Annotated in this window: 20 protein-coding genes; 14 read left to right on the plus strand and 6 right to left on the minus strand. The window is 38.3% G+C overall.

All coding sequences use genetic code 11. The features are described 5' to 3' along the window. The first annotated feature begins 10 nt into the window (after window positions 1–10). The 3 genes from GTH25_RS13465 to GTH25_RS13475 all read left to right on the plus strand — a co-directional run bounded on the left by GTH25_RS13465 (window position 11) and on the right by GTH25_RS13475 (window position 4,702). The gene (locus GTH25_RS13465) at window positions 11–1,270 is read left to right on the plus strand and encodes an MFS transporter (protein WP_156733950.1); all 1,260 of its coding nucleotides are present in this window, start codon (window positions 11–13) and stop codon (window positions 1,268–1,270) included. Window positions 1,271–1,337: 67 nt separating this feature from the next. Next, window positions 1,338–2,363 carry a mechanosensitive ion channel family protein gene (locus GTH25_RS13470; RefSeq protein WP_075673939.1) on the plus strand — a complete coding sequence of 342 codons (1,026 nt, stop codon included), beginning with the start codon at window positions 1,338–1,340 and terminating at the stop codon, window positions 2,361–2,363. 176 nt (window positions 2,364–2,539) lie between these two features. Continuing rightward, on the plus strand, window positions 2,540–4,702 hold the full coding sequence (locus GTH25_RS13475) for an ornithine decarboxylase (protein ID WP_099660128.1): 2,163 nt from the start codon (window positions 2,540–2,542) through the stop codon (window positions 4,700–4,702). A gap of 88 nt (window positions 4,703–4,790) precedes the next feature. Here GTH25_RS13475 and ybbP read toward each other — a convergent pair whose 3' ends face one another. After that, entirely contained in the window at window positions 4,791–7,232 is a 2,442-nt protein-coding gene (gene ybbP, locus GTH25_RS13480) for a putative ABC transporter permease subunit YbbP (RefSeq protein WP_156733951.1), read from the minus strand. Continuing rightward, the gene (ybbA, locus tag GTH25_RS13485; RefSeq protein ID WP_075673936.1) at window positions 7,229–7,915 is read right to left on the minus strand and encodes a putative ABC transporter ATP-binding protein YbbA; all 687 of its coding nucleotides are present in this window, start codon (window positions 7,913–7,915) and stop codon (window positions 7,229–7,231) included. The genes ybbP and ybbA overlap by 4 nt, the downstream gene beginning before the upstream one ends. Between ybbA and tesA the strand changes: the two genes are divergently transcribed. The 5 genes from tesA to GTH25_RS13510 all read left to right on the plus strand — a co-directional run bounded on the left by tesA (window position 7,886) and on the right by GTH25_RS13510 (window position 11,745). Next, window positions 7,886–8,515 (plus strand): multifunctional acyl-CoA thioesterase I/protease I/lysophospholipase L1, encoded by a 630-nt coding sequence (gene tesA, locus GTH25_RS13490; RefSeq protein WP_075673935.1) that lies wholly within the window; start codon window positions 7,886–7,888, stop codon window positions 8,513–8,515. The genes ybbA and tesA overlap by 30 nt on opposite strands. 50 nt (window positions 8,516–8,565) lie before the next feature. Continuing rightward, window positions 8,566–9,351 carry an SDR family oxidoreductase gene (locus GTH25_RS13495; protein ID WP_164530659.1) on the plus strand — a complete coding sequence of 262 codons (786 nt, stop codon included), beginning with the start codon at window positions 8,566–8,568 and terminating at the stop codon, window positions 9,349–9,351. Window positions 9,352–9,435: 84 nt separating this feature from the next. Then, a complete protein-coding gene (locus GTH25_RS13500) occupies window positions 9,436–10,293 on the plus strand; it encodes a co-chaperone YbbN (RefSeq protein WP_075673933.1) in 858 nt (285 codons plus the stop codon). A 37-nt stretch (window positions 10,294–10,330) separates the two neighbouring features. Then, on the plus strand, window positions 10,331–11,254 hold the full coding sequence (locus GTH25_RS13505; RefSeq protein ID WP_075673932.1) for an SPFH domain-containing protein: 924 nt from the start codon (window positions 10,331–10,333) through the stop codon (window positions 11,252–11,254). Between the two features lie 2 nt (window positions 11,255–11,256). After that, window positions 11,257–11,745: an NfeD family protein gene (locus GTH25_RS13510; protein WP_075673931.1), complete on the plus strand. Its 489-nt coding sequence runs from the start codon at window positions 11,257–11,259 to the stop codon at window positions 11,743–11,745. Here GTH25_RS13510 and cueR read toward each other — a convergent pair. Then, a complete protein-coding gene (gene cueR, locus GTH25_RS13515) occupies window positions 11,699–12,112 on the minus strand; it encodes a Cu(I)-responsive transcriptional regulator (protein WP_075673930.1) in 414 nt (137 codons plus the stop codon). The two genes, GTH25_RS13510 and cueR, sit on opposite strands and share 47 nt — an antisense overlap. 132 nt (window positions 12,113–12,244) lie before the next feature. On the opposite strand from cueR, the gene copA reads away from it, so the two are divergent. From copA to ybaK, 4 genes are all read left to right on the plus strand, one after another. Next, window positions 12,245–15,187: a copper-exporting P-type ATPase CopA gene (gene copA / locus GTH25_RS13520; protein ID WP_075673929.1), complete on the plus strand. Its 2,943-nt coding sequence runs from the start codon at window positions 12,245–12,247 to the stop codon at window positions 15,185–15,187. A gap of 374 nt (window positions 15,188–15,561) precedes the next feature. Then, on the plus strand, window positions 15,562–17,031 hold the full coding sequence (locus GTH25_RS13525) for a YadA C-terminal domain-containing protein (protein ID WP_164530660.1): 1,470 nt from the start codon (window positions 15,562–15,564) through the stop codon (window positions 17,029–17,031). Window positions 17,032–17,140: 109 nt separating this feature from the next. After that, a complete protein-coding gene (locus tag GTH25_RS13530) occupies window positions 17,141–17,950 on the plus strand; it encodes a TraB/GumN family protein (RefSeq protein WP_164530661.1) in 810 nt (269 codons plus the stop codon). A gap of 34 nt (window positions 17,951–17,984) precedes the next feature. Further along, entirely contained in the window at window positions 17,985–18,464 is a 480-nt protein-coding gene (gene ybaK / locus GTH25_RS13535; protein WP_164530662.1) for a Cys-tRNA(Pro)/Cys-tRNA(Cys) deacylase YbaK, read from the plus strand. A 119-nt stretch (window positions 18,465–18,583) separates the two neighbouring features. Here the strand turns inward: ybaK and ushA are convergent, their stop codons facing one another. Then, window positions 18,584–20,248, minus strand: coding sequence for a bifunctional UDP-sugar hydrolase/5'-nucleotidase UshA (ushA, locus tag GTH25_RS13540; protein WP_075673314.1), 1,665 nt, complete (start codon window positions 20,246–20,248; stop codon window positions 18,584–18,586). Window positions 20,249–20,509: 261 nt separating this feature from the next. On the opposite strand from ushA, the gene GTH25_RS13545 reads away from it, so the two are divergent. Both GTH25_RS13545 and ybaL read left to right on the plus strand, forming a co-directional pair. Beyond that, window positions 20,510–21,748 (plus strand): MFS transporter, encoded by a 1,239-nt coding sequence (locus GTH25_RS13545; RefSeq protein ID WP_164530663.1) that lies wholly within the window; start codon window positions 20,510–20,512, stop codon window positions 21,746–21,748. Between the two features lie 238 nt (window positions 21,749–21,986). Further along, window positions 21,987–23,747, plus strand: coding sequence for a YbaL family putative K(+) efflux transporter (ybaL, locus tag GTH25_RS13550; protein WP_075673312.1), 1,761 nt, complete (start codon window positions 21,987–21,989; stop codon window positions 23,745–23,747). 117 nt (window positions 23,748–23,864) lie between these two features. Here ybaL and GTH25_RS13555 read toward each other — a convergent pair whose 3' ends face one another. Further along, window positions 23,865–25,175, minus strand: a complete 1,311-nt coding sequence (locus GTH25_RS13555) for an inosine/guanosine kinase (RefSeq protein WP_075673311.1) — start codon at window positions 25,173–25,175, stop codon at window positions 23,865–23,867. 103 nt (window positions 25,176–25,278) lie between these two features. Beyond that, the gene (gene wzz(fepE), locus GTH25_RS13560) at window positions 25,279–26,397 is read right to left on the minus strand and encodes an LPS O-antigen length regulator Wzz(fepE) (protein WP_075673310.1); all 1,119 of its coding nucleotides are present in this window, start codon (window positions 26,395–26,397) and stop codon (window positions 25,279–25,281) included. Window positions 26,398–26,445: the final 48 nt, after the last annotated feature.

Consider the following 26,445-nt stretch of genomic DNA (forward strand, 5'->3'; position numbering starts at 1 on the left):
TGGAGTCAGGATGCAAGCCACGCAAGAGATTTTTGGGCCCGTTTATCAGTGGAGTATGCTGATATTATTAGGCTTTGTGTATTTTTTAGCTACCGCAACCACATTTACTTCTTTAGGCGTTGTTCTTCCCAGTATGATAAACGAGCTAGAGTGGAACTGGACTCAAGCAGGCCTTGGCTTTACGTTATTAGGATTAACCTGCGGTCTTGCGAGTTTTTTACCCACATTGCTGATCCGTAAATTAAGTGTTCGCCTTACACTACTTATCGGATTAATCATTTTTGTTAGCGGTTTCTATTTTCTTTATGAAACATACACCATTGCACGTTATTTTCTCGGTACTGCACTGCTAGGTATTGGTTTTACGCTACTGGCTACTGTACCTGGTACTTATGTTATTTCCCGCTTATTTGAAAAACAGTCCTTTGCCTTTGGTGTTTATTTTACCATTGGTGGATTAGGTGGTGTTGCTGGGCCTTGGATCTATTTTTTAGCAACCCATTTATGGCATACATGGCGAATGCACTGGCTTATCTCAGCGATCACACTTACTCTCGTTACTCTTCTCACTATTTTATTTTTACGCGAAGGCACAAAAGAACAAGAGCACGCAAAAAAAATTAGCCAACTTCAAACCACAAAACGTATCTATCAAACTAAAGAGATTTGGACGGCTCGTCATGCTTTAAGAACATGGCAATTTTATGTTATTGCTGCGACTTATACGGCCTTTTTATGGTGTGGGATCACGGTCAATAGTTTTGCTGTTGCACATATTATTGAAAATGGTTTTGGTGAAACTATTGCCGCAACACTATTGAGTAGTATGGCATTTATTAATGCTTTCTCGCGCCTAGCAGGTGGGGCTATTGGTGAATGGTTAGAACCTAAAAAATTACTTATCGCAAGTTTAAGTATTATTATCATTGGGTTGCTCGCGCTAAGTATGGCGAATTCTTGGGTTTACCTGCTCTTATTTACGGTTTGTGTCGGTATCGGTTATGGCATGACGTTTTTAGCATCAAGTATTTTGCTTGCTAACTATTTTGGTCGCTCTCCTTACCTTGAGCTGTTTTCAGTGATGAATTTAATTTCAACACTGGCTTGTTTAGCACCTTTCTTTGCTGGAGCAATCAAAGATATTTCAGGTAGTTTTACACCTGCGTTCTTGATTTTAACCATCCCTGTTTTACTGATTTTAGCGATAACACTGTTTATGAAACCACCAGTCTATCCTAAATTTCAGCATGCAAGTGAGCAAGAAAAGTAACCATTAAATAAGCAAGATAGTGAGTTTCGTATTATAAGAACGCATTTTCTAAGGAGATATTAAGCTGATGAATGATGCATTAATAATAAAATACTCAATAGGTGTTGGCATTGCTTTAGCCTGTTTTGTTGGTTTTGTCGTCGTATCTCTTTTTCATGATAAAAAGAAAAAACGCCGTAGAAATATTATTATTCATATCAGTCAAGCTATCTTGCTTTGTAGTTTAGTGCTTATCTTAAGCCAATATTGTGAAATGGCTGTAGTCGATTTTAATCTTCACTTTATCTCCTTTAGGATGATTAACTTCTTTACTTACGTCGGCATAGCCTTAGTTTTAATGCGTAAGTTTTTTCTGCTTATTAATAGATTAGAACAATCTCAGATTAAAAAAGGTAGTGACCCTACTTCTGCTCGTATTATTTCTCGTATATTTAAAATCACTCTATTTGTCATTATCATTTTATTGTTCGGTGAGCATTTTGGTATGAGCTTATCCGGCTTAATGACATTTGGCGGATTAGGTGGTATCGCCATTGGCATGGCAAGTAAAGATGTATTAAGTAATCTTTTCTCGGGTGTCATGCTCTATTTCGATCGTCCTTTTAATATTGGTGATTGGGTTCGATCTCCTGATCGTAATATTGAAGGCACAGTAGTTGAAATTGGCTGGCGTATTACCAAAATCATCACGTTTGATCATCGACCACTTTATATTCCTAACTCAATTTTTTCCTCTATTAGTGTGGAAAACCCCGGAAGAATGACTAATCGACGTATTGAAACTGAACTCGGTTTACGTTATGAAGATTCAGATAAAATTGGCGTGATCGTTGAAGATATTCGCACCATGCTGATGCAAAATGACAAAATCGATACACAACAAACGTTGTTAGTCTATTTTAATCAGTTTGCAGATTCTTCACTCAATATCATGGTGTATTGTTTTACTAAAACAACGGTATGGGCACAGTGGCTTGAAGCTCAGCAAGAAGTCTATTTAAAGATAATTGAGATTGTGCATAAACATGGCGCTGATTTTGCCTTTCCATCTCAAACGGTCTATATCGAAAAACCGTCTCCAATTACCCAATAATGCAAAATGGATAAGTTTATTCTCTCATAAACTTATCCATTCCCCCACTTATCTATGTACTGATTTATGCATTTTAAATGCATAAAAAAATCAATTTATCTTTTAATTTATTTCAATCACATTCACAACCAAGTATATTGTTCGCCAATTCTTCTATTGATAAAAATGCGAGTATAATGAAAAAAATGAAGTTGGCGTGTCACCCTACTCTTTCACACTATTTTTATTGTGAACGCCCAATTGTTGATATTGTTGATGCAAATTTAACGCAAGTGTCAGCAGTAGTATTGTCGTTGTCAGATATTGAGTCTGGCGAACTATATCGCATTCATCAAACAGGCTTTCAACTCCCCGTATTTATTGCAGTTAATCTTAATGATACAGTCAGTGCTGAATTACTTAATCAAGTTTCAGGGATTGTGATTACAGATAAAAGCGCGCATCAAAAAAATAGTGCGTTGATTAATGAAGCTGCACAGCAATATGAAAAGAGTCTGACAACACCATTTTTTTCACGCTTAGTGAATTATGTTGCCGAAAAGAACGTTGCTTTTGATTGTCCCGGCCATCAAGGCGGAGAGTTTTTCCGTCGTCATCCCGCAGGCGAACAGTTTTATCAATATTTTGGTGAGAATCTATTTCGCTCTGATCTCTGTAATGCTGATGTAGAAATGGGTGATTTACTTATTCATGAAGGTGCGCCTTATGATGCCCAGACTTTTGCAGCACAAGTGTTTAATGCCGATAAAACCTATTTTGTTTTAAATGGGACATCCTCTTCTAATAAAGTTGCTTTAAATGCCTTATTGGCACCAAATGATTTAGTGCTATTTGATAGGAATAACCATAAATCCAATCATCATGGCGCGTTAATTCAAGCGGGAGCAACACCTATTTATTTAGAAACGGCTCGTAATCCTTTTGGCTTTATCGGGGGTATAGATGCTCATTGTTTTGAGGAAAGCTATTTACGCCAACAAATCGCAGAGATTACGCCAGAACGCCAATTCGATAAACGCCCTTTCCGCTTAGCCGTTATTCAACTAGGCACTTATGACGGTACGATTTACAACGCAAGACAAGTTGTCGATAAAATTGGTCATCTTTGTGATTACATTTTATTTGATTCTGCATGGGTTGGTTATGAACAATTCATTCCGATGATGAAACAGTGTTCCCCTTTATTACTAACGCTTAATAAAGACGATCCCGGTATTTTGGTTACTCAATCCGTTCATAAGCAATTAGCGGGCTTTTCACAAACCTCGCAGATACATAAAAAAGATGCACACCTTAAAGGGCAATCACGTTATGTTAATCATAAACGTATGAATAATGCTTTTATGATGCATGCGTCCACCAGCCCATTTTACCCCCTTTTTGCGGCTCTTGATGTCAATGCAAAAATGCATTCGGGTAAAAGTGGTGAAGCAATGTGGATGAGTTGTGTAAAACAAGGCATCGAAGCTCGTAAATCATTACTAAAACAGTGTCAGTTTATTAAGCCATTTATTCCTGAAGTAGTTGATGGACTTGCTTGGCAAGATCACGACACAAATGAAATCGCTCACGATCAACGTTTTTTCAATTTTATTCCAAATGATAATTGGCACTCCTTTGAAGGTTACGCTACCAATCAATACTTTGTTGATCCTTGCAAATTAATGCTAACAACGCCGGGGATCGATCCTCATACAGGGGAATATGAATCCTTTGGTGTGCCAGCCTCTATTTTGGCAAATTATCTACGTGAGCATGGTGTAATTCCTGAAAAAAGTGACCTTAATTCAATCTTATTTTTGCTGACTCCTGCAGAGCATCAAGCGAAATTTGATCGTTTAATCTCTTTGATTGTTCAATTTGAAAAGCACTTAGTTGAAGATGTGCCATTAGAACAAATATTGCCTTCTGTTTATCGTCGCTATCAATCTCGTTATCAAGGTTATACATTGCGTCAACTCTGTCAGGAAATGCATGATATTTGTGTCACATATAATATCAAGTTGCTGCAAAAACAGATGTTTAGAAAAAGTCATTTCCCTAAGCGAGCACTAAGTCCGCAACAAGCTAATATTGAGTTTGTTCGTGGTAATGTTGAGTTTTTACCTTTAAATAAATTAGCGGGCAGAATTGCCGCGGAAGGTGCTTTACCTTATCCACCAGGTGTCTTATGTGCTGTGCCCGGTGAAATTTGGGATGGTGCTGTTTTACGTTATTTTCAGGCACTTGAAGTCACTATTAACCAACTACCAGGTTTTTCAACTGAACTTCAAGGGGTTTATATTTATGATGAAGATGATGGCAGCAAGCGCATTTATGCTTATGTTATAAAAGAATAATTGTCTTATCTTTTCCCATAAAAAATGCTGATGTTTAATAACATCAGCATTTTTATTTAACTCTATTGATAAGTCCAACTTATTTCAACTATTCACCTTGAATTCGTCGATACTGCCCTTTATCTTGCAACAGTCTGATCCCTAAGATACTGCCACATAATGAAAGTAATAGTGCAGCAACAATAGGTACGATGATCCACATTCCCCATTGCGGTTGCCAAGGGAAATTAAACACCGATATTTGTAATAAACTTAATGCAACCTCCGCACCAATCGCTGCAGCTAATCCCGCCATTAAACCTAATAATGCAAATTCAGCCCAAAGAGTCCGTCTTAATAATGACTTACCTGCGCCTAATGTTCGATATACCACTAGCTCAATACGTCGCTGTGTCATTCCTACCTGAATTTGGGCAACTAACAATAACGCACCACAGATCATTACCAATCCAACCATAATCTCCAATGCTCGACTGACTTGCTGTAAGATTTGTTGAACTTGCTGAATTAATGCGCCTGTATCTAATACGCTTACAGTTGGAAATTGCCGATTAAGTGCCGTAATTAACGTCCCTTCACCATTGTAATAAAAACTACTCATCCATTTTTCTGGCTGATTACTTAACCCTTCTTCAGAGAAGATAAAGAAGAAGTTAGGACGCATATTTTCCCAATCAACATGGCGAATGCTAGTAACAATCGACTTAAATTCACGAGTATCACCAACAAATGTTAATTCATCACCCAATTTAATTTCGAGTTGTTCAGCAACACCTTGATCAAGAGAAACACCATTTCCCACTGGAGGCCATGTTCCCTCAACAATCACGTTATCTTTTGGCAACTCGCTATGCCACGTTAAGTTAAGCTCTCGACGAACAGTGTTATTACCAGCATCACGTTTATCAGCCCACTCTTTAGCATTATTCTCATTAATCTGCGTTAAGCGCGCTAATACCACAGGAAATGCATCCGTTGGTTCAACGTTATACTTTGCCAACAAGGTATTAACTTCTTGAACTTGAGGTGCAGACATATTGATCAGAAAGTAATTAGGGCTATCTTCGGGTAACTGTTTTTGCCATTTATCTAATAAATCACCTTGGATCAGCACCAATAGTGTTAACAACATAAATGAAAGTGCAAAAGCAGCCAATTGAGTCATGGTCTGAAAAGGCTGTCGCAACAAGCGAGTTACTGCTAAGCGCGCACTGAGTTGGCGAAATTTAAACTGCTTTAACACCCACAATCCAAGCCAACCAATCCCCCCCAATAAAAAAGCAATAACAACAACACCAAATAGAATTGACCAGAGTAAAACGCCCGTTCCCGCAAAAAGCGTCAAAGCACCAACAATAATTAAGCCTACAATCGGTAAATAGTAACGAAGAGGCCAGATAGGTGCCGTGGTATCACTTCTTAATACACGAGAAGGTTGTGTCGCCATTAGTTGATAATAAGGTCTTAATCCTGTTAATAAAGCTATTAACAACAAGGAACCCACTGACCATACCCATGGTAAGAAACTCGCTTCAGGTAAACTTTTAGGTAACACTGGTGCTAAAATTTGTAGCAATATTGCCTCAAAAACAAGCCCGACTAATGAGCCTACAACAATAGCACCAATTAAGATCACCCCCCACTGCCCAACGATCCACTTTCTCAATGCCCGTTTATCTGCACCTAGTGTTTTTAATACCGCGATTAAGGTATGACGAGTCCGGCAATAATGAGCCATTGAAACAGCAACCGCTGATATAGCAAGCAATAATGTCAATAGAGCTGATAGCAAAAGAAAGTTTTTTGCACGCTCCATTGATTGTGAAAGTGCCCCGCTATCTTGTTTTAAACTATTCCAACGCTGATCTGGCTTTAATAGTGGGTCAAAGCGTTGCTGATAACTATCAATCACCGCTTCATCGCCCGCAAACATATAGCGATAAGTCAGGCGGCTTCCGGGTTGCACAGCTCCAGTTGCTTCCACATCATCAAGATTAATTAAAATACGGGGGGCGATTTGAAAAGGATTAAACCCACTGTCTGGCTCTTGAATTAATACACCACTGATAGTAAATGAAGCATCGCCTACATCAATATTATCGCCGACTTTTATATCAAGTAATTCAAGTAATCTAGCACCAACAAGGGCCGTCCCTTTTTCAGGCTTTAAGCCTGCTGGCTCTGTTTCTAACTCACCATACAATGGATATAAATTATCTGCGGCTTTCACCAACGCAAGCTGAGGTGTATCACCTTCAGGCGCATAAGACATGGTAGTAAATTGCATTTGACGGCTGAGGGTTAACCCTTCCTTCTTCGCCTCAGCAAGCCAGTTTTCATCAACAGGATAAGATGCACGTAAGACTAAATCACCAGCGATCAAATCGCGGCTTTGAGCATAAATGCTTTTATCGATGCGATCACCTATCCGCCCTAAAGCGAGCACACAAGCAACTGCCAGCGCTAAAGAAAGCCAAACAATTAATAATGCAGGAGAACGCCATTCACGCCAAAACCAACGCCAAATCATGACTCCTCCTTAAGTTGTCCATCAACTAATCGTAATCGTCTTTGACAACGAGCAGCTAGCTCATTGTCATGAGTCACTAAAATCAAGGTTGTTGCATAATCTCGGTTAAGAGAGAACAACAAGTCAGCAATTTTATCACCAGTTTTACGATCAAGGTTCCCTGTTGGTTCATCCGCAAAAAGAATGGCAGGTTGAGTACAAAATGCTCTTGCTAATGCAACGCGCTGTTGCTCACCGCCAGAAAGTTGTGCTGGCATATGGTATAAACGTTCACCTAATCCTAATAGCTTAAGTAAATCAACTGCACGCGCATGGCTGTGCTTTTCTGACTCACCTTTTAATAATGCAGGCAACTGCACATTTTCGAGTGCATTCAATGTTGGGATCAACATAAATGATTGAAAAACAAAACCAACATGTTGAGCACGCAATTTGGCACGCGCTTCTTCATTCATTTTTGTGAGATCTTCACCCATCAAATGCACACTGCCAGAGGTGCCATCATCTAATCCAGCGATGATCCCTAGCAATGTCGATTTACCTGATCCTGACTCACCAATTAACGCAATTGTTTGTGCAGGCTCGACAACTAACTCAACACCCTGCAATATAGAGATCTGACTATCACCTTGTCCTACTTGTTTGGTTAACTGATGAACTTCAAGAACCTTTTCCGTCGACATACATTTTTCCTTATCGTTATGATGATGTTTAGCTTTAAGGCAATTGCTGCTGATACCTTTTTGATCTTTGGTGACAGCTTGAGTGCAGGATACCGTCTTCCAATTGAAAGCGCATGGCCACAACGCCTTGCTGATAAATGGAAAACAACCTACCCTGATATTAATGTTGTTAATGCAAGCATTAGTGGTGAAACAGCCTTTCAGGGACAAAATAGGCTTCCTGATTTATTAAAACAGCATCAACCACGCTGGGTTTTAATTGAATTAGGTGCAAATGATGGTTTACAGGGATACCCTGTTGCACAAACAAAAGAGGCATTACAAAACATCATTACACAAGTGAAAGATGCCGGTGCAACGCCACTTTTTATGCAAATAATGATTTCACCTAATTACGGTAAACGTTATACACAATCATTTTCAGCTATCTATCCAAAACTCGCTGAAGATAATGCGCTTCCTCTGCTTCCTTTTTATATGGAGAAAATCGCTGATAAGCCTGAGTGGATGCAAAATGACAGCATACACCCCAATGAAGATGCTCAGCCTTTTATTACGCAGTGGATGGATGAAACATTATCCCCTTACCTAACACGTTAGACTATTCTGACAGTAGTTGACGTAGATTAAACGAGATTAATTGTAAAATTATGCAAAAAACGGTATTGATTACAGGAAGTTCCAGTGGAATAGGACTCTGTGCAGCAAAAGCACTACAGAAAAGAGGCTATCGAGTTCTTGCTGCTTGCCGTAAAGGTGAAGACCTTGAACGCATGGAAACACTGGGATTAGAACCTATTCATCTTGACCTTGATGATCCAAAAAGTGTTGAAAATGCAGCACTAGAAGTTATTCGCCTAACAAACGGTCGTTTATATGGATTATTTAATAATGGCGGATTTGGTGTTTATGGCCCATTAGATGCCATTACTCGCCAACAAATGGAAAAACAGTTTTCGACTAACTTTTTTGGTTTACATCAGCTTACTACATTACTTCTACCTGCAATGTTACCTCATGGAGAAGGACGCATTATTCAAACGAGTTCTGTAATGGGGATTATCTCAACGCCAGGTCGAGGTGCTTATGCAGCCAGTAAATATGCTGTAGAAGCATGGTCTGATGCGCTAAGAATGGAAGTAGCGCATACTGGAGTTAAGGTGAGTTTAATAGAGCCAGGCCCAATACGAACTTGTTTCACTGAGAATGTCGCTCAAGCTGAAAAAGATAAACCTGTAAAAAATCCGGGGATTGCGAGTCGTTTCACATTAACGCCTGAAGATGTCGTGAAAAAGCTCATTCATGCTTTAGAAAGCCCAAAACCTAAGATACGTTATCCCGTAACCTTATTAACTTACGCTGTCAGAATACTAAAGCGCTTTCTACCTGATATTTTAATGGATACAATTCTCAGTCGCCAGAGTGGCAAGGCTTGATTTTTCAGTATCCACCCTTACTTATTAATAAAATAGCTTTATAAATCACATCTATATTTAAAACTCTCAAAAAGGGACAAGCTAATGTTAGCAACTGCACATATTGTTGATGTAAATGAATCAAATATTCAACAAATTATAGAACAATCCATGACGAAACCGGTCATGATGTACTTCTATTCAGAACGTAGCCCTCATTGTGCAGAGCTTGGCGCAACATTAGATAAACTGGCAGCCGAATTTGCTGATCAATTTATTTTGGCAAAATTGGATTGTGATGTTGAACAAATGATTGCCTCACAGTTTGGTCTACGTGCTATTCCAACAGTTTATATATTGCAAGAAGGTCGCCCAGTTGATGGTTTCCAAGGCCCTCAACCTGAAGAAGCAATTCGCCAAGTTTTAGCCAATGTATTACCTAAACCAGAAGAGTTGAAAGCGGCACAAGCCGCACAATTACTTTCTGAAGGAAAAGCAGAAGATGCTTTACCTCTGCTAAAAGAAGCGCATCAACTCGCACCTAAAAATAGTGAAATTACGCTTGCGCTAGCAGGTGCTTTAATTTCTTTAAATAAAAATGAAGAAGCTCAAACCTTGTTAACGACTATCCCATTACAAGATCAAGATAGTTACTACCACAGTTTGTTAGCGCAAATTGAATTACAAAAACAGGCTGCTGATACGCCTGAAATTCAACAGTTACAAAACGATTTTAATCAACAGCCTGAAAATACCGATCTTGCTATTCAGCTTGCACTAAAATTACATGAAGTTGCTCGTAATGAAGAAGCGTTAGAATTGCTATTTAGCTTTATCAAAAAAGATCTAAATGCAGGTGACGGGCAAGTTAAGAAAACCCTGATGGATATTTTATCAGCATTAGGTACTAATGATAATTTGGCGTCTAAATATCGTCGCATGGTGTATTCTTTACTTTATTAATTTTATTTTCTTATTAGAGCAGATTTAGGACAGGTATATGGAAATAGGCATTGGTATTATCATCTTATTCGCTATTATTTTAGTTTTATGTGGTGTTAAAACCGTTCCACAGGGTTATCAGTGGACTGTCGAACGTTTTGGTCGTTACACTCGTACTCTGGCCCCTGGTCTTCAAATCCTTATACCTTTTGTCGATCGTATTGGGCGCCGTATCAACATGATGGAGCAAGTGCTTGATATTCCTTCTCAAGAAGTCATTTCTCGTGATAACGCCAACGTCAGCATCGATGCCGTCTGCTTTATTCAAGTGATCGACCCTGTAAAAGCTGCTTATGAAGTCAATAATCTTGAGCTTGCCATTATTAATTTAACACTCACTAATATTCGTACAGTGTTAGGTTCAATGGAGCTTGATGAAATTCTTTCTCAACGTGACCAAATCAATAGTCGCCTGTTACTGATTGTCGATGATGCAACAAACCCTTGGGGTATCAAAATTACCCGTATCGAAATTCGTGATGTCCGCCCACCAAAAGAATTGATTTCTGCAATGAATGCGCAGATGAAAGCTGAGCGAACTAAACGTGCCGACATTCTTGAAGCTGAAGGTATTCGTCAAGCTGCTATCTTGAAAGCTGAAGGTGAGAAACAAGGGCAAATTCTGAAGGCTGAAGGTGAGCGTCAATCTGCATTCTTACAAGCAGAAGCCCGTGAACGTGCAGCAGAAGCTGAAGCTAAGGCAACACAAATGGTATCTGAGGCCATCGCAAAAGGTGATATGCAAGCAATTAACTACTTTGTTGCTCAAAAATATACTGATGCGCTGTCTCAAATTGGTTCAGCTAATAACAGTAAAGTTATTATGATGCCACTAGAAGCAAGTAATCTTATGGGTGCTATTGGCGGTATTTCTGAATTACTCAATACCAAAAAAAGTGACTCAGGCAACAAGAGCAATTAATTATGATTGAATGGATTAGTGCTCAACCTGCACTTTTCTGGCTTTGTCTTGGTGGTTTGCTGTTAATTACAGAAATGTTAGGAACAGCAGGATACCTTTTATGGTCAGGAATGGCTGCTCTATGTGTATCGTTGATCACATGGATATTGCCTATTAGCTGGCCTATTCAAGGTGTTTTATTTGCGATATTAACAGTTATTAGTGCTATTTTTTGGCACCTTTGGCTTAAACGCAGAAAACAATCAAAAGAAGCCGAGAACTTAAATCAGAAAAGTCATCAACTAATTGGTGTTCATGCTGTTTTATTATCAGATACGGAAAACGGTTTTAGTCGCGTTAAATTAGCTGATGGTAGTTGGCGTGTTTATTCAGACACGCCATTACTTGCAGGCGATAAGGTAACAGTAACCGAGATTGATGGTATTACCTTACGAGTGATTGCACTTAAACCGGCTGTTTCTGGTGATGACATCCCCCCGACAAATGATTGATGATCGGGCAATCTGCTCCATCATCACCGGGACATTCGCTGGCCAACAAAAGTAATCGCTGGCGAATGGCATTAAGCTCATTAATTGTTTTCTCAATTTCAGCCACTTTTTTTAAGGTGGCTTCTTTCACGTCTGAACTATGACGAGAAGGATTTCTTAGCAACATTAATAAAGCTCGGCACTCTTCTAAACTAAAGCCAACTTCTCTTGCTTGGCGCAATAATGTTAATTCTTCAATATGTTGAGCCTGATAATAACGATAACCGTTTTCACCTCTTCCCGGTGGGGTTATCAAATCTTTTTCTTCATAAAACCGAATAGCTTTAGCCGTTAATCCTGTTTTACTTGCGATTTCACTAATATTCAAAATTCCCCCTTGACCTTCCCCTTGCGGAAAGGTTTAGCCTTTATCTCTGATAAGAAAAAACCTTTAAAGAAAGCAAGTTACCGAATATTGCGCAATAATAGAGGTAACGCTTTTATGACGGAGATAATTAACATGGCAAAAACTATAATACTCTCATTGAAAGGACTTTCATGCTCTCACTGTGTCAACAGTGTAAAAAAAGCACTTGATGCTCGCAATGACATAGAGCAGGCAATTGTGACTATTCAATACGCTAAAATTGACAGCGATGCAACTGCTGAAAGCTTAATCAAAACAATTGAAGATGCAGGATATGAAGCAAGTGTTGCAACACAACCTGATGTAAAATTAAGCCTAAGCGGACTTAACTGCATGAAGTGTGTTGGTAAAACTGAAAAAGCATTATTAGCTGTTGAAGGTGTTGCAGCCGTTAATGTAACAAAAGAGTCAGCTGAAATCTTTGGTGACGCAGATGCGGATACTTTAATTTCAGCGATTACGGCTGAAGGTTTTCAAGCAAGTTTAGCGCCTGCTGATAACATAATTCACTTAACTCTATCGGGCTTAAATTGTGGTCACTGTGTCGGTTCAGTTAAAAAAGCACTAGAAAATACTGCGGGTGTTGAAACAGCTGAAGTTGAATTAACACATGCTAAAGTGACTGGTTCTGCAACCGCTGAAACCTTAATTACCGCTATTACGGAAGCGGGTTTTGAAGCTCAACTAGCTGGTACTGATTTCCCAAAAACTGAGCCGCTGACGCAAACGCATGCACAACTGGAAGCATCGTCAGCGGCTGTTTGTGATATTCCAGTTGAGAATGCTGATATTGATAATAACGTTGAAATCGATACTAACGATGACGACAGTGTTCAGCTTTTAATTGATGGTATGACTTGTGCGAGTTGCGTAAACAAGGTTCATAAAGCATTACAATCCGTTGATGGCGTTGAAAATGTGCGAGTGAATCTAGCTGAACGTAGTGCATTAGTAACGGGTGACATCGACCATGATGCACTTGTGACTGCCATTGAAAAAGCAGGTTATGGCGCTGAAATTATTCAAGACGATGTAAAACGCAGAGAACGTCAGCAAGAAGTTGCTGTTGCTAATATGAAGCGTTTTCGCTGGCAAGCTGCGTTGGCCTTAGCTGTTGGTATTCCTGTCATGATTTGGGGAATGATCGGCGATAATATGATGCTAACAGAGGCCAATCACAGCATCTGGTTAGGTATTGGTATTGCGACACTGTTTGTTATGGTTGTTGCTGGTGGTCATTTCTATCGTAGCGCATGGCAGAGTTTAAAAAACCGCAGTGCAACAATGGATACTCTCGTTGCATTAGGAACAGGAACAGCCTGGCTCTATTCCATTACCGTAAACCTATGGCCAGAAGTGTTCCCTGCTCAAGCTCGACATCTCTATTATGAAGCTAGTGCGATGATTATCGGGTTAATCAATCTGGGACATATGCTTGAGCAAAGAGCGCGCCAGCGTTCATCTAAAGCGCTAGAACGACTATTAGATTTAACTCCACCAACAGCAAGAGTGATAACTGAAAACGGTGAAGTCGAAATGCCATTGGCTGATGTTAAACAAGGAATGACTTTACGTTTAGCAACAGGTGATAAAGTACCCGTTGATGGTGAAATTATCCAAGGTGAAGTGTGGATGGATGAGGCTATGCTAACAGGCGAGCCAATTCCACAGCAAAAAACAGTGGGTGACACTATTCATGCCGGAACAACCGTCCAAGATGGCTCTGTTCTTTTTAAAGCTGCAGCAGTGGGAAGTAAAACAACACTGGCTCGTATTATTAAATTAGTTCGTCAAGCGCAAAGTAGTAAACCTGAAATAGGTCAATTAGCGGATAAAATCTCGGGTGTATTTGTACCTGTCGTTGTCGCTATTGCGCTTGTTGCAGGAGCTATTTGGTATTTCTTTGGCCCTTCTCCACAAATTACCTATGCACTTGTGATTATCACAACTGTTCTTATCATCGCTTGCCCTTGTGCTTTAGGTCTAGCGACGCCTATGTCCATTATTTCGGGTGTCGGTCGTGCTGCTGAATATGGTGTGTTAGTTCGTGATGCAGATGCACTACAACAAGCCAGTAATCTAGATACTTTAGTCTTTGATAAAACAGGAACACTGACAGAAGGTATGCCTCAGGTCACTGAAATTCATACTTTCAATCAAGTAGATGACACTCAAGCACTTGCATTGGCGGCATCACTGGAAAATGGTTCTAATCACCCATTAGCTAAAGCCATTTTAACGCGCGCTGAAGGTATTGATTTACCAGAAGTAAACAATTTCCGTACATTAGCTGGTATGGGATTAAGTGGTGAAATCAAGGGTAAAACAGTACTTTTAGGTAACCCTAAATTGATGCTCGAATCAGGTGTTAATATTAATGAAGTTAATTCTCTGATTGATACACAAGCAGCTAAAGGTGTTACACCGGTTTTATTAGCACTAGATGGCAAAATTGCGGCATTACTTTCTATTCGTGATCCTCTTAGAGATGATACCGTAAGTGCATTACAGCGTTTACATAATCAAGGTTATCGACTCGTGATGTTAACGGGAGATAATCCAATTACTGCCAATGCAATTGCAAAAGAAGCGGGTATTGATCAGGTTATTGCGGGAGTGATGCCAGAAGGTAAAGCTCAAGCGATTACTGAGCTTCAAGCTGAAGGACGTCGTGTTGCAATGGTTGGAGATGGTATTAACGATGCCCCAGCATTAGCCAAAGCGGATGTCGGTATTGCAATGGGAGGTGGTAGTGATATTGCCATTGAAACAGCAGCAATCACGTTGATGCGTCACAGTCTACATGGTGTTGCTGATGCTGTTGAAATTTCAAAAGGTACACTACGTAATATGAAACAAAACCTTTTTGGTGCCTTTGTCTATAATAGCTTAGGTATTCCTATTGCAGCGGGCGTTCTCTATCCCTTCACCGGCACGCTGTTAAATCCAGTTGTTGCAGGTGCAGCAATGGCATTGTCTTCAATTACCGTTGTGAGTAATGCGAATCGCTTGTTACGATTCAAACCCAAGCAATAATACTTAATAATATATTAAGCATTTCCCTGAAACCTCTTTTACTTATTAGTTAAAGAGGTTTTTTATTATCTTATTTTTGACTTCTTATTTAATGATTTTTAACTTTATCAAAAGGTTAAAAAAAAAGCCGATATTACTATCGGCCAGTCAAAGAGGAATTTCTCATTATACAAGAGAGTCATCACTCCGCCCTCTTAGCGCTAGAATAGCAATATATTATAATTTTTTCATTAACTTTATTATTCATATATAAAATTAAATATTTATATAAAATAGCCATAAAAATATTTTAAAAGATATTATTATTGCCAGTGTGTTTTTCTGAATTTAAAATTAAAAAGTAACAAAGGAATATATATCAAAAGGAATTAATCATGAAATTAAAAAACACCACTCTATTTTGCTTATCTTTAATTTATTCTATAAATGCTTTTTCTGTTTCAGAAACAACAACCGATAAAAACATTATTTTACTTGAAAACAGCCATCCTGCAAATAATCACCCTAACAACACCGATTCTAATTCTACATATCTAAACTCACATCCCATGAAAAATGACATTACTAGACCTATTTTTGATGAATTTGTAAGTGATATATATATCTATCATGATGTCGAATCATCTTCAAAAAAACATATTGAAGTCATCAAAATCACAGATGAAATAATAAAGATGATGAATGAAGAAATAAAAAAAAACGTATCTCAAGAAAATACAAATATAAATATAGAGAAAGTTCTCATCACAGATAACCAAAGAGGTAATAACTCACTAAAGTTAGATAGTATGTCGCCTGATTTTAAAACAGCGATATTGAATTATCTTTCTAACTTTTCAGAACAAAAAGAAAATATATATTCCGGATTAAAAGAAACGATTTCTTTTAATAAAAACAAAATAGATGACATCATTAAGAAACCTATTGAAATCCAAAGACATTACCAACCAAGCTCGAAACTTAGTGAGCTAAATGCAAATATAGAAAGAGGAATGAAAGTTCCACCTCATTCAAAAGAAATAATTTTCAAACTAGAAGAGAGTGTTGTAGAAAAGTTTGCAAATGTTGAGAAAAAAAGAACCGAAGACAATCGAGAAAGACAAAAAACTGATAATGAATTAAATGAAAAAATACATCATACAATAGCTAAACTAGATCAACATGCAAATGAAATCAATGATAACAAAAATAGAATAGAGACTAAAAATAATACTATTCAAAGTAATATTGAAAACAATAAAACCCAAATCGACAATAACAAAAGCAATATCAGCATCAATAAAAACAATATTGCCACTAATAAAAATGACATTATTACCAACAAAACTGACATTGACATTAACAAAGATAATATTACCAGCAATAGAAACAAAATAAACACCAACTCGAGCGATATCAAAGCTAATAAAGAAAATATCGAAACCAACAAAGAAGGTATTGATAATATTAAAGAAAAATATATTGATAATCTAAATATTAATGGGAGTAATCTTTCATTAAAAAATCATTTTTCTACTCTTTATATTGAGCAATCAGTAGCAAGAAATGAATTTAAAGATCTAAAAACTAATTTTGAACATTTTAAATCAGATACTCAAAACCGCTTTTATAAAGTTGAGAAACGTGCCAATCAAGGTATTGCTTCTGTAGCCGCAATGAGTAATTTACCTTTTACTGATTCTGCCACATTTAGTACTGCTATTGGCATTGGTAATTATCGTAATGCAACAGCGCTTGCTTGGGGTATGCAATACCGTATTAACGAAAATATTAAAGTGAGAGCCTCTACCGCATGGAATGAATCAAATTGGGTCTCAGCAGGTGGTGTTGGCATAAGCTGGTAAATAACGTAAAAACAGCGAAAGCTAAGTAAAGCTTAGTTTTCGTTGTTTCATTCCAGTTCAAATCCGTTATGCTAAAACTTTGCGATTCTATACTCAAAGGAGCATATCAATGACGGGTATTTTTCAGAAAATCAAACATTGGGTAGGAATAAAAAATACGGTCCATTACCCTTATCCCGCTGTTGATATTACGTTGCCTAATAATATCTCTTTACACCTTGTGGGTAGTATCCATATGGGTGTTCCTACAATGTCACCGCTCTCCAACGTGCTTATCAACGAAATAAAAAATGCAGATGCTATTATTGTTGAAGCTGATATTTCAACTGACGTTCAACCTTTTGACCAAGCATCCCTTTTTAGAGAGTCACTAGAAACACGCTTAAATACTCCTCTATTTTCTCAAGTGACACGCCATTGTGAAGATCTCTCCCTCTCGCTTTATCAACTTGAGAATAAACCTCTTTGGCAAATTGCTTTGATTTTACAATCTACCCAAGCGATGCAACTTGGATTACAACCACAATACGGCGTTGATTATCAAGTTATCCAACATGCTAATGAACACAAAAAAAAGATTATTGAACTCGAAGGCATTGAGAGTCAGGTCGCATTATTATTGAGTTTTCCTGAGGATGGTCAGCAATTACTCGAAGACACATTAAAAAATTGGCACGAAAACGCACGTACATTGCAAATCATGATCAATTGGTGGTTAAATTATAATAGTAGAGAAAAACAACCGCCTTTACCAAATACCTTTAGTAAAGCTGTATTTGATATTTTAATGGAAAGCCGTAACCAAAAATGGGTAAGCATATTATCAAAATTACCGGCTGGTCGTTATGTAGTGACTGTAGGTGCCCTTCATTTATTTGGTGAAGAGAATTTGATCGATTTATTAACGCACCAAGAATAAAAATATTGTTCTAACCTTATAAGTAGGAATAGCTATGACTCCCGCTGTAAATTTACTGGAAAAACAAAAAATCAAATTTACCCTTCATCCTTATGAGCATGATGCTAATGTCCATAATTTTGGTGATGAAGCTGTTGAAAAATTAGGTTTAGATAATCGCCAAGTATTCAAAACACTGTTAGTTTCTTTAAATAGTGATGCTAAGAATCTTGCTGTTGCAGTAACACCGGTTTCTGGTCAGTTAGACTTAAAACTCGTTGCTAAGTGCTTTAAGGCAAAAAAAGCAGATATGGCAGATCCACAGATTGCACAAAAAGTAACGGGTTATTTAGTGGGCGGAATAAGCCCATTAGGTCAGAAAAAACGCCTACCGACAGTAATTGATGAACAAGCCCTTGAATTTAACACTATCTTTGTTTCTGGTGGCAAACGTGGTTTAGATATTGAATTATCAGCAAAAGATTTAGGTTCTGTATTAGGTGCTCAATTTGCACTTATTCGTAAAGAATCATAATGATTAATGATTTTTTATTTTAAGGCACATCCTCAAAATAAGAAATTAACGTAATTTAAACCTAAAATAAAAGGCGACATTAATGCCGCCTTTTTCTATATCAGCAAGATTTACTGAGCTTATTTTTTATAAACGATCTCACCTTTAGGTTCGAAATCAGCAGCTTTCAATGGAGAATGTGCTTCGATATAACCTTTTAATACTTCAGCATCAACAAAACCAGTATTTACATATGCAGGGTGAACATCAATCTTAGGATAACCATCACCACCAATACCGTTAAAGTTTAATGTCGCCATGCGGTAAGACTTAGTTTTATCTAATGGTTTACCAGCAATTTTAACATCGCTAACTTTGCAGTCTGCGTCTACAGTTAAGCTAACATTGTAGAATTGTGCATAAGCACCAGAGTCTACTTTCATACATGCAACAGCTGACAGATAAGGCTCGACTTCTTCACCTTTAAAATCAACATAAACCAGTTCGTTCGCAAATGGTTGTACTTTCAGTACATCTTTATAAGTAATATCACCAGATTCAATAGAATCACGGACACCACCACCACTCATAATGGCAAAGTCTGCATTTGCACGTTCAGCTTGAGCTGATAATAATAGACGTGCCATATTAGTTTGAACAAAGCGAACTTTACTACGATCACCCTCTAATTTACCAACAACCTCACCCACTTTAACATTCAATTGCTCGCCACCTTTTTCTTGGTAAGGCGTCAGCAGTTTCATCATTTCAGGGTTGTGAGGAATTTCTTTTGTATAGTAAACAAGCTCAGTTGTACCGTCGTCTTTCTTCACTTTTTGATTTAAGTTGATTGGGATTAATTGGTAATGTTTTAACGTGAATTCACCATTACGGAATTCGAAGTCTGCACGACCAACATATTTACCCCATTCATGAGCCTGAACAATCCATGTACCATTTTGGTTATCTGGTGCACAAGGTGTTCCTGGCACATAATCAGCTTGTTTGTAGTTTTTGTTCTCTTGAGACATACAAACTGGATCTTGTGAGTGACCACCCACAATCATATCAAGGTAACCTTTTGGTAATGCACGAGCCATTTCCACATCACCCGGTGCATTAGAGCCATGATTACCATCATCGTAGTGACCCATATGAGTTGCTGCAATAATAATGTCTGGCTTTTCCGTTGTACGCAGCTCTTCTACCACTTTTTTAGCTTCATCAGAAGGTTTGCGGAATTCGGTATCAGGAAAGTTCGCTGGGTTACCAATACGTACGGTATCATCCGTTGTTAAACCTAATACTGCAATTTTGACACCTTGCTTATCAAAAATGGTGTAAGGCTTGAATAAACGCTCACCCGTACTTTTTTGATAAATATTTGCAGATAAGAATGGGAATGTTGCCCATTTCTCTTGTTGGCGTAAAACATCTAATGGATTGTCGAATTCATGGTTACCCAGTGCCATTGCATCATAACCCACAAGATTCATACCTTTAAAATCAGGTTCTGCATCTTGTAAATCAGATTCTGGGACACCGGTATTGATATCACCACCAGATAACAGCAGTACGCTACCGCCTTTTTTAGCCACTTCATTACGAATATCATCAACAACCGTTTTTTGTGCCGCTAAACCATATTCGCCACGATCGTTATGCCAGAAATGTCCATGGTGATCATTGGTATGCAAAATAGTAATTTCGTAGGTTTTATCCTTTTCCCATGCCTGAGACATCGCAGGCGCCATCGCTAAAGAAACTGTTAATGCGCATGCTGATAATTTAAAAGATAAGCTCATGGTATATCCCCATGTATATTATTTATTGAGAAGGTTCTGCCATGGTTCTACTGTAGAAAAAGAAGACAGAAGTTAAATACTTTTGCTGTATTTTATGACGTAGGTTATATAATTTTTTTATTATTTCATTGATCCAATAGTTTTTTTGAGACATGAATCAAACTCTATTTCTCACAAAAGCACTCAACTCTAAATAGATGTAAACTAGACCAATAAAAATAGAAACAATTCATTAACAAAATAATGTGACAGGGAACTAAAATGAGCAATGCCGATCCAACGCTTCCCATAGAAGAAACCGATGTTTTACAACGAAAAGCCAATAAGCGTAATACCGTTTTTAGTATTTTAACTGCTATTAGTTTTTCACATCTTCTCAATGATATGATCCAATCATTGATATTAGCTATTTACCCAATGTTGCAATCTGAGTTTTCCTTAAGCTTTGTGCAAATTGGGATGATCACCTTAACCTATCAAATTACAGCGTCTTTATTACAACCTTTTATTGGACTCTATACTGATAAATATCCTAAGCCTTACTCATTGCCTATTGGTATGGGTTTTACGCTGACAGGGCTTATTATCCTCGCCTTTGCAGATACATTCCCAATGTTATTACTAGCTGCGGGGTTAGTAGGTACTGGCTCATCCGTTTTTCATCCTGAATCATCTCGCGTTGCAAGAATGGCATCAGGTGGAAGACACGGACTTGCACAATCACTCTTTCAAGTAGGCGGTAATTTAGGCAGCTCTTTAGGTCCTCTTTTGGCAGCTTTATTGATTGCGCCTTATGGCAAAGGAAATGTCGGTTGGTTCTCTCTTGCTGCGTTATTGGCCATTGTGGTGCTCTTACAAGTTAGTCGTTGGTATAAAATTCAACAAGAAGCACATAAAAAACAACCTAAGGCACTAAACAACAAAGCAATATTGCCACGTAAAACCCTCTTTGGTTCTTTAGCTATTTTGCTTATTCTGATTTTTTCTAAGTATTTTTATCTTGCAAGCATTAGTAGCTACTATACTTTCTATTTAATACATAAATTTGGCGTTTCAGTGCAAAATGCACAAATTCACCTGTTTGTTTTCCTCTTTGCTGTTGCTGCTGGCACTATGATTGGTGGCCCCGTAGGCGATAAAATTGGCAGAAAATACGTAATTTGGGGATCTATTCTTGGTGTTGCACCTTTTACGCTGATACTCCCTTATGCCAGCCTTTATTGGACTGGCGTACTAACTGTATTCATTGGTGTGATTTTGGCTTCAGCATTTTCTGCTATCTTAGTTTATGCTCAAGAGTTAATTCCGGGTAAAACAGGCATGGTTTCAGGGCTTTTCTTCGGACTTGCTTTTGGGATGGGAGGTATTGGTGCCGCTGTCTTAGGATATATTGCAGATCAGAAGAGTATTGAATATGTTTATCATATTTGTGCTTATTTACCACTGTTAGGCATTTTCACCATTATTCTCCCTAACATTGGGGTAGATAAAACCGAATAACTTGTAATTCTCCCTGTTATCTAAATGAACCGATAACAGGGTATTTCTTACTTTAAAAGGTAAGACTGATTAAAATAACATAAAAAAGTGCATTTACATCAAAAAACTCAATCAACTTGCTATTTTTATAAATAATCAATAATTTTTAGCGAATTTATTGCATGAATACGTTAAACTATCAGCCTGCTATATTACTCGCCCCCCGATACATGTAGTTTTATAAAAAGAAGGAGAATTGATGCCGCATTCAACACCCCTCATTACCACCATTGTTGGTGGGTTAGCACTTGCTTACATTTTAGGCATGATTGCTCAACGGCTAAAAATCTCACCTTTAGTAGGATATCTTGCTGCGGGTGTACTCGCTGGTCCATTTACTCCCGGCTTTGTTGCCGATACCTCTCTTGCTCCTGAACTCGCTGAAATTGGCGTTATTCTGCTAATGTTTGGCGTGGGTTTACACTTTTCGTTAAAAGATCTGATGGCGGTAAAAGCCATCGCTATTCCAGGTGCTATTGCTCAAATTGCAGTCGCAACATTATTAGGACTGGGATTATCGGCATTTTTTGGCTGGGGTTTATTTAGTGGCATAGTATTCGGCTTGTGTCTATCAACAGCAAGTACCGTTGTGCTTTTACGAGCACTTGAAGAAAGAGGCTTAATTGATAGCCAACGAGGTCAAATTGCTATTGGTTGGTTGATTGTTGAAGACTTAGCCATGGTGTTAGCCCTTGTACTACTTCCCGCTGTTGCCAATATGCTGGAAAGTAGCGATCAAACCAGTATTTCTGAACTGATGATCAATTTAGGTATTACAATCGGTAAAGTTGTTGCCTTTATCTTAATCATGATGGTTGTTGGTCGTAAACTTATTCCTTGGATTTTAGCTAAAACCGCGGCAACGGGCTCTCGTGAGCTATTTACACTGAGTGTACTCGCTCTTGCTTTAGGTATCGCTTATGGCGCTGTAACCTTATTTGATGCTTCCTTCGCATTAGGCGCATTCTTTGCAGGTATGGTGCTTAATGAATCTGAGTTAAGCCACAGAGCGGCTCAAGATACTTTACCGCTGCGTGATGCTTTTGCTGTACTGTTCTTTGTTTCTGTCGGTATGCTATTTGATCCAATGGTATTAATTGAGCATCCACTAGGTATCTTAGCGACACTGGCTATCATTATTATTGGTAAATCAGCCGCGGCATTGGTCCTTGTGCGAATGTTTGGACATTCCAGACGCACTGCCTTAACCATTTCAGCCAGCCTTGCTCAAATTGGTGAGTTTGCCTTTATTCTTGCTGGTCTTGGTGTGGCACTGAACGTTTTAGAACCCGATGCGCGCAACCTTGTTTTAGCCGGTGCTTTAGTCTCTATTATGCTAAACCCTGTATTGTTCTCTTTATTAGACCGTTATCTGGCAAAAACAGAGACCAAAGAAGAAGTGGAGCAACTACAACAAGAAGAGCTGGAAGAAGAGATGCCGGTACCTGTTGATATTTGTGGCCACGCCATTATCGTCGGTTATGGACGTGCAGGAAGCATGCTTTCGGAGAAATTATTAGCTCAATCTATTCCATTAGTTATTATCGAAAATAGCCGTAATAAATTCGCTGAATTAAAAGAGAAAAGCTTAAACACAGTACTGGGTAATGCATCAACTAAAGAGTCTCTTGCTTTAGCCCGAATTGATTGTGCTAAATCTTTATTACTGACGATACCTAATGGTTATGAAGCAGCCGATATCGCGGAAACAGCAAGAAGTATGAACCCTGATTTAAATATCATTGTTCGTGCTCATTTTGACGATATTATCGTGCGCGCTAACTATGATGAAGAAGCTTCTTTTATCCTTGAAAAAGGAGCAAATCACGTCATTATCGATGAAGATCAAACTGCATCTGCAATGGCAGATATGCTAATTAAAGAAGTCGAGTTTGGTTGTGCTATTGATGATACACCTGAAAATGGTCAACAAATCATTGCACCTAGTGCAGCGCAATAACCAAACACAATAACCACTTAACCCCATATAATTTAAGTCAATAAAAAACCTATCAATAAATGTTGATAGGTTTTTTTATTTCACTCGGATAAAACAAGACTTAGAAACAATATAAACTCAACGTTCCCAATAAGCTTCTTCTAAGCTGTCTTCTTTTTCAGGTAAACCGCGGGTCAAGCGTGGAGAATGCTGGCTTAGCACTTGATAACTTACTCGGTTAGCATATTTACACACTTGCGCTAATGATGAATAAGTTAAATAAGTCCGAGGATGCTTACTTGAATTTGGCACATTAATACGATGATAGCTATTCGCTGTAATATCATGTAGTAATGCTGACAATGCTGCGTCACCCGCACCATTTGTATTCATGATTTTTTCTGGGCCCCCCATATAAGGCTCAATATGAGAATAGACTTTTTCTGGCTCATCACAATCTTTACGGCGCATAGCACGACTAAATTCATATCGATTAAATTCAGCAATCGCTCCCGGTAATAAAGGATGTGTGGTTTGGCGCTTAAAGCTATGTTCTGTATAACCGCCCATATAAAGCCCTGCAGGCCCAGCGGTACAAAGCACTAAATCAACCCATTCTAAAGCGACATCAGAAGCCAAAAGAGGATCAGAATGCCCCGTTAATTCAAAGGCTTCATCTTCATTCATTGCGACAACAGAAACGTGCTCTTTTAAGAAATCACGCCACCATTGTGGATCATCTGCAATAACATATTTTGTGCCAAGGGTGAGAACAACTGGAACATCATATTTTTTCGCGTATTCAATTGCTTTCATGGTTGCTAACGGCATCGGTTCACCGGGTTTACAGCGAACTAAATAAGCTGTTAATACCAATGCAGAAGCTTCTGCGATCACCTCTTCCGGAATACTTTCAGGTTTAAGCTGATTCATTTGACCTGGACTAATAGCAAATGTGCGTTCGCCATTTTCCGTGATCAACGTAAAACAGCGCCCAATGGCACCATCAACACCTTGGAGGTAATTAAGATCAGTACGGCTAGATGTGTTACATAAATAACGATAAGCATAGCTACCAATCTGAATGTTATTACACATAGTACCTAATAACACAGATCGATCGTCAGCCAATACAGAGTAATTATGTAGCGTATTGCCAATGGTGCCACCAGCAAATTCGTGTGTTATCAGATTATTGTCTGTTAATTCACGATAAAGTGCCTCTGCGACATCATCTTCAATAACAAGAGAGTGTCCCTGACTCAAGTTATAACGGTTAATAAACGCTTCATCAACTTTCGCTTCAATATCAACCAATGTTTGGTCAATACCCACGATATAAGCGCGAGAGGATTCGCTCTCCGTCATATTGATGATGGGTTGTAATAGAGGATCTCGTAAACTAACGGGAAAATAGTGTTTGGATTTTCGTTTGCCAGGGAATTTCATTGTGAAAGATGCTACACAGCTAAAAAAGATGCGCAATGTTAACACAATATTATAGGAGAGACAGTAGGTGTACGTCCGTACACCTACTTATTTAAAGATATTTTTATGCAGTTTTACGACGGCTTCTTGCCATGTAGCTCAGTAAAACACCCATTACAGAAAGAATGAAACCAACAAAAGCGGCGCCAACTAAAATCAGAGCGCGTTTAGGTGCATCTTTTTTAGTCGGTTCGTAAGGTTTCAACATATATTTGAACGGTACAAATTGAAGATCATCTAATTTGACTTTCTCTAATTGCTTCATATTGTATAAACGGTTTTTCAGATCAGCACTCACCGTTGTAGGATCAGTGATAGCTTCAGTAATGGCTAATTTACTGCTTAATGCATCAGAACCCATAGCAATAGAATAATCAGGGTCATCTTTAATCTGTGCGCCTTCACTGGAAATTGGTTTTTTAACCCCAGCTGCATTTGCGATTTCTAATGCATACTTTAAGCGTTGCACATTAACGTTACGCGCATTAGCGATACGCTCTAAATCCATGTCATAGGCTTTTTGCGCGAAACTTAATTTACGCTCAATTTGATCATCAATTTCGTCTTTTACTTCTACACGTACTTTGGTAGAGATAAAGCGAATATAACCAGAAAGTAAATCGTAAGCTTCTTCAGGGGTTGGCGCTGTAAAGCTTAAATTAATTTCACCACTAAACTCGTCTTCACTCTTTTTATCATCTGAAGCTTTTAAATTAATATCTTTCGTTACGATTTCTTCAATTAATTTACGTTTATCCAGTGGCGTTGGATCTTCCATTTTAGCCAGCAAACTTTTGTAATAATCCGTACTGACCAAATACTCTTCACGTAAAACACGAGAGTTATAGTTATTGATAAATTTTTGATAAACAGATGAACCATTCACACCTGTATCAACATCCACTAAGCTAAGCTCAGTTAGAGTTGCTCTTAACTGTTTCATTTCCTCTAACATTGGCTTAGTAATTGCAGCTTGGCTTGTCCATTTCTGTGGCAAAAAGCTTGCAACAGTAAAGCCAACGATAGCAAATAATAAAGTGATACCAATAATGACAAATTTTGATTTATAAATAACAGAAAATAATTCAAAAAGATCGATTTCATCATTCTGTTTTAGATAGAAATCGTCAAAATGTCCTTTATCAATTTCTGAAGATTGTGGTTTTGAAAGCTTACTATTCATTTTCCTGCCTAAATTTATGTAATGCAGTGTCCGTTTATCAGCACTTTT

It is taken from the genome of Proteus terrae subsp. cibarius (assembly GCF_011045835.1).
Taxonomy (GTDB): domain Bacteria; phylum Pseudomonadota; class Gammaproteobacteria; order Enterobacterales; family Enterobacteriaceae; genus Proteus; species Proteus cibarius.

Excerpts from the sequence above, each read along its gene's own strand:
- GTH25_RS13465 (WP_156733950.1), top strand. The coding sequence starts at position 11 with ATGCAAGCCACGCAAGAGATTTTTGGGCCCGTTTATCAGTGGAGTATG.
- GTH25_RS13470 (WP_075673939.1), top strand. The coding sequence starts at position 1,338 with ATGAATGATGCATTAATAATAAAATACTCAATAGGTGTTGGCATTGCT.
- GTH25_RS13475 (WP_099660128.1), top strand. The coding sequence starts at position 2,540 with ATGAAAAAAATGAAGTTGGCGTGTCACCCTACTCTTTCACACTATTTT.
- ybbP (WP_156733951.1), bottom strand. The coding sequence starts at position 7,232 with ATGATTTGGCGTTGGTTTTGGCGTGAATGGCGTTCTCCTGCATTATTA.
- tesA (WP_075673935.1), top strand. The coding sequence starts at position 7,886 with ATGAACTTCAAGAACCTTTTCCGTCGACATACATTTTTCCTTATCGTT.
- ybbA (WP_075673936.1), bottom strand. The coding sequence starts at position 7,915 with ATGTCGACGGAAAAGGTTCTTGAAGTTCATCAGTTAACCAAACAAGTA.
- GTH25_RS13495 (WP_164530659.1), top strand. The coding sequence starts at position 8,566 with ATGCAAAAAACGGTATTGATTACAGGAAGTTCCAGTGGAATAGGACTC.
- GTH25_RS13500 (WP_075673933.1), top strand. The coding sequence starts at position 9,436 with ATGTTAGCAACTGCACATATTGTTGATGTAAATGAATCAAATATTCAA.
- GTH25_RS13505 (WP_075673932.1), top strand. The coding sequence starts at position 10,331 with ATGGAAATAGGCATTGGTATTATCATCTTATTCGCTATTATTTTAGTT.
- GTH25_RS13510 (WP_075673931.1), top strand. The coding sequence starts at position 11,257 with ATGATTGAATGGATTAGTGCTCAACCTGCACTTTTCTGGCTTTGTCTT.
- copA (WP_075673929.1), top strand. The coding sequence starts at position 12,245 with ATGGCAAAAACTATAATACTCTCATTGAAAGGACTTTCATGCTCTCAC.
- GTH25_RS13525 (WP_164530660.1), top strand. The coding sequence starts at position 15,562 with ATGAAATTAAAAAACACCACTCTATTTTGCTTATCTTTAATTTATTCT.
- GTH25_RS13530 (WP_164530661.1), top strand. The coding sequence starts at position 17,141 with ATGACGGGTATTTTTCAGAAAATCAAACATTGGGTAGGAATAAAAAAT.
- ybaK (WP_164530662.1), top strand. The coding sequence starts at position 17,985 with ATGACTCCCGCTGTAAATTTACTGGAAAAACAAAAAATCAAATTTACC.
- ushA (WP_075673314.1), bottom strand. The coding sequence starts at position 20,248 with ATGAGCTTATCTTTTAAATTATCAGCATGCGCATTAACAGTTTCTTTA.
- GTH25_RS13545 (WP_164530663.1), top strand. The coding sequence starts at position 20,510 with ATGAGCAATGCCGATCCAACGCTTCCCATAGAAGAAACCGATGTTTTA.
- ybaL (WP_075673312.1), top strand. The coding sequence starts at position 21,987 with ATGCCGCATTCAACACCCCTCATTACCACCATTGTTGGTGGGTTAGCA.
- GTH25_RS13555 (WP_075673311.1), bottom strand. The coding sequence starts at position 25,175 with ATGAAATTCCCTGGCAAACGAAAATCCAAACACTATTTTCCCGTTAGT.